This window comes from Psychrobacter sp. GW64-MNA-CIBAN-0177 (assembly GCF_040309585.1).
In the GTDB taxonomy this organism is placed as follows: Bacteria; Pseudomonadota; Gammaproteobacteria; order Pseudomonadales; family Moraxellaceae; genus Psychrobacter; species Psychrobacter okhotskensis.
In genome coordinates this window covers 1-265 of the sequence record NZ_JBEOOY010000311.1, presented here as the reverse complement: position 1 = coordinate 265, position 265 = coordinate 1, and the positions used below count along the sequence as shown (strand labels likewise).

The following is a 265-nucleotide window of genomic DNA, read 5'->3' as shown; positions in this document are numbered from 1 at the left end:
GCATCTAACTGACTATTTCGATTAATATCTTCGTCTTGATCTAACGTATAGTTATAGTTTAGATCTTCAGTTGATATCCAATTAGATTCTAAATAAATAGGCGCTTTTTCAGAGAACCCTTTAGGATCTGGTGTTGTAGTAATCACATTCCCATTCTCATCTTTTTCTGCAATATCAGCCGCTTGATAGGTCACTGTACTGTCTAACAAACAGACTCTGCCTTGAGCATATTGTGTGGCATAAGACTTAATTGATACTTCTTGAT

Annotated in this window: 1 protein-coding gene; it reads right to left on the bottom strand. The window is 35.5% G+C overall.

Translation table 11 applies throughout. The annotated features are described in order from the left end of the window. The coding region (locus AAEY79_RS15230; RefSeq protein ID WP_352289321.1) for a hypothetical protein at positions 1-209 on the bottom strand (209 nt) is incomplete at its 3' end. Positions 210-265: the final 56 nt, after the last annotated feature.